Annotated in this window: 7 protein-coding genes; 2 read left to right on the top strand and 5 right to left on the bottom strand. The window is 47.0% G+C overall.

Going from position 1 to position 9,620, the window contains the following annotated elements:
• Positions 1–172: 172 nt before the first annotated feature.
• The 4 genes from QUA70_RS27045 to QUA70_RS27030 form a co-directional block, all read right to left on the bottom strand.
• Positions 173–1,831 carry an alpha/beta hydrolase gene (locus tag QUA70_RS27045; RefSeq protein WP_333335988.1) on the bottom strand — a complete coding sequence of 553 codons (1,659 nt, stop codon included), beginning with the start codon at positions 1,829–1,831 and terminating at the stop codon, positions 173–175.
• 15 nt (positions 1,832–1,846) lie between these two features.
• Positions 1,847–1,978, bottom strand: a complete 132-nt coding sequence (locus tag QUA70_RS27040; RefSeq protein ID WP_333350891.1) for a hypothetical protein — start codon at positions 1,976–1,978, stop codon at positions 1,847–1,849.
• Positions 1,979–2,349: 371 nt separating this feature from the next.
• Positions 2,350–4,353, bottom strand: a complete 2,004-nt coding sequence (locus tag QUA70_RS27035) for a cation:proton antiporter domain-containing protein (RefSeq protein WP_333335991.1) — start codon at positions 4,351–4,353, stop codon at positions 2,350–2,352.
• A gap of 269 nt (positions 4,354–4,622) precedes the next feature.
• A complete protein-coding gene (locus QUA70_RS27030; RefSeq protein WP_333350889.1) occupies positions 4,623–6,020 on the bottom strand; it encodes an amidase in 1,398 nt (465 codons plus the stop codon).
• A gap of 306 nt (positions 6,021–6,326) precedes the next feature.
• On the opposite strand from QUA70_RS27030, the gene QUA70_RS27025 reads away from it, so the two are divergent.
• The gene (locus tag QUA70_RS27025) at positions 6,327–7,601 is read left to right on the top strand and encodes a type IV pilus twitching motility protein PilT (RefSeq protein ID WP_333350892.1); all 1,275 of its coding nucleotides are present in this window, start codon (positions 6,327–6,329) and stop codon (positions 7,599–7,601) included.
• A 61-nt stretch (positions 7,602–7,662) separates the two neighbouring features.
• Positions 7,663–8,463: a circadian clock KaiB family protein gene (locus tag QUA70_RS27020; protein WP_333335999.1), complete on the top strand. Its 801-nt coding sequence runs from the start codon at positions 7,663–7,665 to the stop codon at positions 8,461–8,463.
• 328 nt (positions 8,464–8,791) lie between these two features.
• Here QUA70_RS27020 and QUA70_RS27015 read toward each other — a convergent pair.
• Positions 8,792–9,620 (bottom strand): transposase (locus QUA70_RS27015; protein WP_333350887.1); only part of this gene is annotated, 829 nt, incomplete at its 5' end.

The raw sequence follows: 9,620 nt of genomic DNA, 5'->3' as shown, positions 1-9,620 counted from the left end.
TTTTAGAGAAAATAGCAATCAGGGCGCTGTTTTTGATTATACCCGACAATCCATCAAGTTATTTATTTTTCAGTCCTTAAGTATAATTTCGATCACCTTGTTTGATATGACTACAAGTCTTAATCATTAGTTATTAGCTGATGACTAATCACTAATGATTAATGACTAATCACTACTTATTCCCTTGAATAAAAGTTTGCACGACTGTATTAATTTCCGGGGAAATTTCTGTTACTAGCCGCACCGGGATTGTCGATGTGGAAGCAAATTGCGCGTATTCTGGTGTTAGAAAAACTGCATATTTGTCAGCTTCTGCAGTTAGTTGAGCGACAGTAGCCAAACTTACAGCTTTAATATAATTGCGTATGCTAGCAGCTTGGTCGCCAACAACTTCATCGCCGGTAATTACTGTGCTAGGTCTGTGAACTTGGTTTAAAGTTGTACTCGGATCTTTGACGCTTAAGTGGGTTCCTCCTACAAAACCGACTAGCCATTTGGGAGATGGAATCTTTGGAAATCCGGCAATTTGTTCTGCTAAGGCGGGAGTGGTTTTGTCCGCAGAAGATGCTACTATTAATGTGGGAATTTGAATTGAACTCAAACCCGTTTCTCCAAAGAGTAATGATGTTATGGGATTCATGGCGATCGCCCTTTTAATCCTCGCATCCCGCAATTGATACCGTTCTTCGGGCAATCCGGCCGCCGCGCACTGAATGCCTTCGCCTAAGCTGAACCCAATCAAATCCCCCTGACACCGCTGTTTGAGTCCGCTCAATTGCAGTTCGGCACCCGCCAAGGACAAGGCTGTAGCGCCGCCGAAAGAATAGCCAATTATTACCGATCGGTCGATCGCCATTTTCCCCTGCAAATTATCATCAGTTTCGTTCAATTTTGTCAGTTCGTCGAGTACAAAACTGATGTCTTTGGGACGATCTAAAAACTCTTGAGGAGCTAGCAAGGGACACTTACCCGCGATCGCAGCATTGGTATTCGTTTCATTGCTTCCCGGATGTTCTAAAGCTGCTACCACATAGCCGTGAGACGCCAAATGCTCGGCTAAGTAGCGCAAATCCGTGCGGACGGAACCCAACCCGTGAGAAAAGACGATCGTCGGTTTGTCGGCTGTCGCAGCTTCCGACCAATACACATCAACTGGAATAGGTCGATTGCGGGCGCTATCGTTCAAATCTAGCGCCCGTACCTGCACGAAATTAGGGCCGGACTGGGTTGGATCGAAAGGCAGCTTAAACGCGGGTTTAACCGCTGCTAACTGAGGTGCTATTGCCGCCATAAAGCGCTGAGTTTGCCAAAAACTTGCGTTCATATTTCCCAAAACTGTGAAAGCTCGATCGAGATCCACCACGACCCGCGAACTCGGATAAGATTCAATAAAACTCAATACCGATAAGCCTTCCGGCGCGTTTGCTCCCTGCACCAGAGCGGCTCGCAGCGCTTCCACACCCCCACCGTCGCGCCTGGGTATCACTGTAGTCAAATCCGTCAGGATGGCAGTGCCGATGCCCGTATTTAGCAAGTTGCTCAGGCCGACTACATTTAGGGGAATTTTCGCTTGCAGCGCCCGAAAAATTTTACCCCGCTGTTCCTCAGACAGGAGATTGGCATAAGCTTGCAGTTTGGCGGGGACTTTTCCTGTTTCTGCGAGTTCGCGCAAATCCGCAACCGATATTGACGATTCTAAAATACCTTTGCGGACAACAACCGTTTCTGCAGCTTTTACAGAGGATGTCGCGCCGCTCAAAGGGCCGATCGAAATCGAACCCAAAACACTCGCCACTGAAGAAAACCATCTGAAATTTGGTCTGATGCTCATTTTTACCTTATTGAACTAGAGAGGATAGATCACCATATTCTCAAAATTCTCCCAGATACCGAGATATTGTTCTAGATGCCGAGAAATTGCCTCCATCGGAGTGCGATCGGCAAAGCCTCTACGCATATTTACTTGCCGATCGCACATTCCGTACTTAAGTGCACTTCTTGTGCGGGTGCTAATGATGATGAGTTGAAGATTTTTTTAATGGGCAGGGCAAAAAATACAAACTGTGCGAGTGAAAAGAGCGCTCTAGTGTATTCCCGAACCGCACAAAGGTGCGGAAATTTTGCTAGCAATTCCGTTAGATTAGGATTAAATATAAGACTTACACAATTGTCACAAATAGGGCTAACATTTTAGGTTTGTAGTGGCGCTTTAGCGCTCTTACCTCAGCTAAGAACGAGCGATAAAGCGCAACTACATACCTTTGTTTAATTTGCCACTTGGCTTTAATCCTAAAATTTTAACCGCAGATGAATGCAGATTCATAACGTAATCTGCGGTTAAAATATTCCTCAAGATACAGGAAAATAAACAACAAGCATCGAAATATTTTGGTGAGTCCGGGCGAGCGCTTCCGGTTCTTTGAGAGTTCCCGGTTTGTCCCACAAATTCTGTTGCTGAGAAATGGTTGTTAAAATCAGCAAATCGTGTTCTAACAAATTCTGCGAAACTAGCTTGATAAAATTTCCCCGCACCCGATTTACTGGTATCTCAGAAAGAATTTCCACCTCCGCCGCACTTTTGTTGCTTTTCTCCCGTTGTGTCGCCACCAACAACACTTGCAAAGTCGCCTTGAGTTCGTCGGCCAAACTCTTAGCAATATCCACGGTTTCCTGAAATCCAAACCGCGTCAACTCGCTGTCAGTTACCGCCAAAATAACTCTGGCTGTATTCTGGAGAGGATCGGGAAATCGAGCAATCAGTACGGGTACGGGCGATCGCCTGATCACAGTATCAATGATGCTGCCAAAAAAATTGTCGCGCGTCGTGGAAAATCCCTTCCAACCGCAAACTATTAAACTAGCCTCGCGTTCGGTTGCACTCCGCAGAATTCCGCGATCGATCGCATCATCTATCCTCGCGATCGGTTCAACCGCACAAGCAGCAGCATGGGCCACAGTTTCCGCAGCCGTCAAAAGTTGAGTTTGCTGCATTTTATCTGCAGGTGAAATTGCTTCCCCGCGATCGGACAAAATATGCAGTGGCAGCAAAGTTCCCTGAGATGTTTTTGCTAAAATCAAAGCCAAACGTAGCAAATTATCTTCCGTATTCGGATTAGCAACAGGCACTAAAACTCGCTCTCCCCATGAATGCTTTCCCGAAGTAGCAGCCGGCAAACTCGACCCCGGCGGCTGCATTTCTTGACCCCAACGAGATACAATCCAAGGAGAAGCGACACAAGTTACTAAAATCATGGCAATGATGCCGTTCACCGTTACGCGATCGACCAATTTTATCTCGAAAGCAACCGTAATCGCAGCCAAAGTAGAAGCAGCTTGAGCAACAGAAAGACCGAACATTACCATAATGTTGGGAAACTCAAAACGAAATAATTTCCCCGGTATCCAAGCTGCCAAAAACTTGCTCACCACCTCTGCTAAAATCATCACCGCCGCCACCAACAAAGACTGCGGCTGCTTTACCAAAATTAGCGGGTCAATTAACATCCCCACAGAAATCAGAAAAAACGGGACAAACAGCGTATTGCCAATAAACTCAATTCGATTCATCAGGGGACTCATTTTGGGAATAATTTGAGTAATGGCAATTCCCGATAAAAATGCACCAATAATTGCCTCAATTTCAATTAGTTCTGCTGCGTAAGAAACTAGAAATAGGGTCGCCAATACAAATATAAATTCGGCATTTTCGTCGTGTCCGAATTTCTTAAAAAACCAGCGACCGATTTTGGGAACTCCCCACAAAGTAGCAAAAGTGTAGATAGCAAGAGAGGGAATTAGAAACAGCCAAAAATCGAGAGTGAGATTTCCTTTAAAAGCTTTGACAACAATTGCCAGCACCAACAGTCCCAACACATTCGTAATTAAAGTTCCCCCCAAAGTCGTAGTAATAGTCTGAGTTCGCATCAATCCCAATTTGGTGAGAATTGGCAGCGCTAAAAGTGTATGCGTAGCAAAACAAGAAGCGACTAAAATTGCAGCCAGCCAGCTATATCCTAACAGCAGCATCGCTCCTGTCCCCAATATCATCGGTAGCGAAAAAGTGGCCAACCCAAATATGACAGCTTTGTCTGCATTGAGTTTGAGGTCATCGAGGCTAGTTTCCAGTCCCGCTAGGAACATCAAAAACAGCAATCCTACAGTACCTAACAAAACAATAGTAGCGTCCCGTTGCAACAAATTGAGACCGTTGGGCCCAACAATTACGCCAGCAATAATTAAACCGACTATTCCCGGCAGTCGCAAGCGCTCAAATAACAGCGGCGCGAGTAGCATGATTGCTAAAAGAACTAGAAAAACGGGAACGGGAGCGGTAATCGGGCCGGAAGTTAACATGAATTTCACCCTAAATATTGGCAGCGAACTGCTACCATATTTAAAAGGAAATAATCAAAATGTCTATCAATCTAAAGAGGTATTATCAATAAATTACAGCGTAATTGGTAATAAGTAGGAGTGGGCGGGAGCAACTGGGTTTATTGGTAAAATATGGGTTGGCTTACTATAATTTTCTGCCTCAAACCGGATTTCTAGTTACCCGCGCACAAATCCTGATTTGGCATATCCCTAAAAAAGGGAAACGTGCTTTTATCCCTTGCTCTTCCCTATTTAAAATCTAAAACGGGGAAAGGTTTTGCCGCTTCCATCTGCGCCGCTAAAGCAATTAAAGTTGCTTCCGCCGCCGGCCGCCCGATAATTTGAATGCCCACGGGCAAACCGTTGTTATCTAAAATAGCAGGAAGTGCGATCGCAGGCAAACCGCTAGCATTAAATGGCGGACAAGGAGCAATCCAATTAATGATGCGCTGCAAAGTTTCTTCAAAACTCAAATCAGCCCACTCGCCAACCCGGATTGTGGAGTGCATATAAGTCGGCAAAACTAACACATCAAATTTTTCAAAGAATCCCACAATCCGCCGTGAAATAACCTGCATTTGATTCACCGCCCGCAAATATTCCCCAGCGGAAATAGTTCTTTCTAACAGCCAGCGATTCATGGGTTCCAAAGCAGGGCCTGGAATACCACTTGCAGCGGCCCCAGACTGCCAAATTGCGGTAAACGGTTCGATTAAACCTGTAAAATCTGGGCATCCAGGTTCGACATCGTGACCCAAATCTGTCAGTAACTTGACGGTTTCGAGTACCGCTTGCTGACAGATAGCTGCAGCCTCGCCCACAGGGGAAATAGTCGTAGAAAACGCAATTCGCAGTTTGCCCAACTTTTCACGGGAAGCCTCTAAAAACGTCTGATTTGAATCTGGTAGCCAGTACGGATCGCCTGTTGTGTAGCCTGACATCACGTCCAAAAGTGCGGCCGCGTCAGCTACAGTGCGCGCCAGTGGGCCGTTTGTAGAAATGCCGCTGAGGTAATCTCCGACAGGTGCCCAGGAAACTCGCCCCCGCGACGGTTTAATGCCCACTAAACCGCAGCAGGAAGCTGGGCCTCGAATCGAACCGCCGCCGTCTGAACCTTGGGCGATCGCACACAAACCCGCTGCTACAGCCGCCGCTGAGCCGCCGCTGGAACCTCCGGGCGTATAGTCTAAATTCCAGGGATTGCGCGCCGGTGGGAAACCTTCTGGTTCGGTGTAAGGTAATGAGCCAATTTGAGAGGTGGCTGTTTTGCCTAGAATGTTAAATCCCGCTGCTTTGATCCGCCATACTACTGACTCGTCGTAGGCAGAGATGTTACCCAGCAAAGCCTGAGTGCCGTATGTACACGGAACGCCGGTAACTGGTGTCAAGTCTTTAATGGCGATCGGCACTCCGAAAAAAGGTGGCAATTCCTGTGGCTTGTTTAACCCAGCTAGTTTTTCGGTTTGAGATTTAGCTAGGGCGATCGCCCGCTCCGCCGTTACCGTAAAATAACTGCCCAGCTCAGGGTTTAATCGCTCAATGCGTTCCAAGTACAGATTGACAATTTCTAAAGGCGACACTTCCAGGGTGCGGATCGACTCCGCCAACTCCAGAGCTGGAGTAAAAGCCCGATCGACAGAATTCATCGGTTTAAGTCCTTAATATTTGGCTAAAGTATCAATTTATACTGCTTGGTTGCGGAAAACTCTTTTCCTTAAAAAAAATTATCCAAAAATGTGGAGAATCCATATTCGCGCGTAGATCGAGAGTGCTGGCATCCTCCAATTGGCAGAATATTTCCTTAGTAGTGCAGCATTATGACTCTCTCTTAGGATAGACTGAGTACAACAGTTAAGCTTTTGTGCAAGCCCCGCACAATGGCGATCGGCATTGTCCAACTTCCACAAATCATCTGTTCGAGTCAGCCTTCTCACCAATTTAAGGTAGCGCATATGACACAACAGCATCCGCCAGCTCCTCGCCCGCCCGTACCCGGAGCTCCCCCACTGCCAGGAATACCCCGCCCTCCAGCTCCAGGGATGCCCCCCAGAGCAGCAGGAATGCCGCCAGCACCGCCGCCAGCACCAGCACCAGCACCAGCACCAGCACCAGCACCGCCGCCGCAATTCTTCGCCACACCTAAAAACCCGATCTCTAGCAACGGCGGCCCTCCGACTTTGAAAGAGCTAGTCCTCCGAGCCAAAGACGAAGGAGTATCCGACCTTCACCTCGGCGTAAACGAAGTGCCCCGCTTCCGCACGCGGGGCGAAATTGCCGACATCGGCTACCCACCGACCGATTTAGATACGTTTTTTGGCTGGTTGCGGGAGTGCATGAGCGATGAAGAAATTGAAATTTTCCAAAAAACCCTAGACTTTGACGGCGCTTTCGACTTCGGGTTCGTGCGGATTCGGATCAGTTGCATGGACTCCTTAGCCGGGCCGGCGATGGTGCTGCGGCTAATTCCTGCCAAAATAATGACACTGGAGGAATTGAAGCTGCCGGAGGTCTTTAAGAAAATATCCGGCTACCACAAAGGGCTGATTTTGGTGACGGGCCCGACAGGTTCGGGTAAGTCTACCACCTTGGCTGCGATGATCGACTACATCAATAAGAATAAAGCCTACAATATCATCACGATCGAAGACCCGGTAGAATTCGTACACGAAAGCAAAAAATCCTTGATCAAGCACCGGGAAGTCGGCAGGCACACCCTGAAGTTTATGAACGCTCTCAAAGGCGCTCTGCGGCAAGACCCGGACATGATGCTAGTAGGAGAAATTCGGGACAGAGAGACGGTGGAAATCGCCCTCAAAGCCTCTCAGACCGGTCACTTAGTTGCAGGAACCCTGCACACCAACAGTGCGATTAAAACTCTGAACCGGATTCTGGATATGTTCGGGCCCGAAGAACAGGAGGCCATACGGGTTTCACTTTCCGAATCCCTAGTGGCAATTATTGCTCAACTGCTGTGCAAAACCACAGACGGGAAGCGGGCTGCTTTCCACGACGTTTTGATCAATACCGACGTGGTTAAGGAATACATTCTGAAGGGCCAGAATGAGGAAATTAATCAAATTATGATCAAAGATACTTATGAAGGCATGACGACAATGAATAAGTCGCTCTATGGCCTTTATCAAGAAGGTCGGATTACGGAAGAACTTTGTGTAGAGAACTCGCCGTACCCGAACGAAATGGCTCAGATGCTGCGAGGTCGAGTCTAAAGGTGGAGTGTTAACAGTTAACTGTTAACAGTTAACTGTTAACTTTTATTGGTGTACTGAATTGAAAGTCGATCGCCCTATTTTGCCAGAAATTTTCAAAGGCATTGCGCTGTTTACACCAGGGGGAGACTTAATCTATTGCATAGACCCCCGCAAGCAAACTCGGTGGCATTTACAGTTGTGCGTAGCTCTACAGGAGATCCTCGGTTTGTCGGAACCGCCGCATTTTCTGATACCTTGCTACACGGCAACCGTTGACTGCTGGCTCGATCCAGGCGATCGGCAGGTGCGGGTTGCTGCCGAGGCTTACCCCCCCGTGCTGCGACATCAAACGCTGCTGAACGCCATTTTTGGGACTGGCGATTTAGTATGGCATCCCCGGAGCGAAGAAATGTGCGAACCGATGGCGATTGCTACTTATCACCAACAATTCCCCGAACTTTGGGAAAATCACGACTTAATTGTACAGTATGCCAGCCCCGAAGCTCGATCGGACTGGAGCAGTTCGATAGTAACTCCCTTGTGCTTTCCGCAATCGCAGCAGACTCCGCTTCTGAAACCAACAGCACTTACCCCACCGCCACAAACTCAAGGGTACGTTTTGCGTCTGTTTGTTTCCGGCAGCAACCCCAGCACCGAACGCACCCTCGAAACTTTACACCAGTTTTTAGAGCAATGCCTCGATCGTCCCTACACTTTAAAAGTAATTGATGTTTTGAAACATCCAGAACAAGCTGAGGCAGATCAGATTTCAGCAACTCCTACTTTGATTAAAATCTGGCCGAAACCCGTGCGACGCATTGTCGGCGAATTGAACGATGATGAAAAAATAGTGCGGCTGCTGAGTTATTCGGAATTTTAGATTTTGGCGAGGATTTTTGGGATTATTTAATACGGGCGATCGCGGTTTTAGTAGCGATGGAATTAACAACATTTAGTAACTCAGTCAGGGAGGCAAAAAGTGGTTTGACGTTCTACTTTATCAGTCAGGTATTCTTGGGTCGTACACCCTAAATATAGAGGTTCTGCACCCAGGAGTGAATTGCGGGTAATGCCATGCACTCACCACGAATAATTAGGGTAACTTACTTGGCTGGGAAATTGCGGTAAGGTGCGCCGAAGAACACCCTACTTTACCACAATCAATCTGGCAATCAGGAGAATTGAAAACCGTGCCTGAATTGAAATGCTCACCGTCCTAAAGGAGCGGTGATTCTTGACGCTTCATCGGGATTTGCTACCGAAGTAGTCTGACAATCCCTCTGCGCCCGTTTTGAGTCGTGGCGATTCCCCATCCCGACTTTCTCTATATTCCTCGAAGCATTTTGATCTCTATCCTGCTCAGTACCACAACTCAGACAAAGCACTGAACGGACAGACAAATCGATTTTACCCCATTTAAAACCACAGTCCGCACAAACTTGGCTGGTAGGTTCCCACCTACTAATCACTTGAAACTCTCTACCAAACTTTTCAGACTTAGCCTCACAGAGAGTTCTAAACTCCCTCCATCCTTGCTGACTAATTGCCCGCGAAAGTTTCCGGTTTTTCACCAGGCCCGACACATTCAAGTCTTCCAAAATAATCACTTGGTTTTCGTTGATTATTTTGGTTGATAATTTGTGCAGGAAATCTTTGCGGGTGTCGGCAATGCGGTTGTGTAACTTAGCCATCTTGATTCGCGTTACATTTCTTCTTTTAGAGTCTTTCGGCTGGCGGGCTAATTTGCGCTGAAGTTTACGGATTTTTTGGTCTAACTTTTTGTAGTTAGGACTTTCAGCTTTTTCACCATTGCTCATCACTGCAAAAGTTTTAATCCCCAGATCGATTCCGATGCTTTGGTTCTTGGCATTAGAATGAATGGGTTGAACTTCTACTACAAAACTCAAAAAGTAACGATTTGCACAATCTTTAATTACTGTGACTGAACTAGGTTCAGATGGTAGTGTTCTTGACCATATTGGGTTGACAACACCAATCTTGGCTAAATAGACACCGCTATTTTTTAGGGAAAAACCT

It is taken from the genome of Microcoleus sp. LAD1_D5, assembly GCF_036702115.1.
GTDB lineage: Bacteria > Cyanobacteriota > Cyanobacteriia > Cyanobacteriales > Microcoleaceae > Microcoleus.
This window is presented reverse-complemented; position numbering and strand designations above follow the sequence as displayed.

Bases quoted from the DNA above. Each gene is read 5' to 3' on its own strand.
- QUA70_RS27025 (WP_333350892.1), top strand. From the start codon at position 6,327: ATGACACAACAGCATCCGCCAGCTCCTCGCCCGCCCGTACCCGGAGCT.
- QUA70_RS27035 (WP_333335991.1), bottom strand. From the start codon at position 4,353: ATGTTAACTTCCGGCCCGATTACCGCTCCCGTTCCCGTTTTTCTAGTT.
- QUA70_RS27045 (WP_333335988.1), bottom strand. From the start codon at position 1,831: ATGAGCATCAGACCAAATTTCAGATGGTTTTCTTCAGTGGCGAGTGTT.
- QUA70_RS27030 (WP_333350889.1), bottom strand. From the start codon at position 6,020: ATGAATTCTGTCGATCGGGCTTTTACTCCAGCTCTGGAGTTGGCGGAG.
- QUA70_RS27040 (WP_333350891.1), bottom strand. From the start codon at position 1,978: ATGTGCGATCGGCAAGTAAATATGCGTAGAGGCTTTGCCGATCGCACT.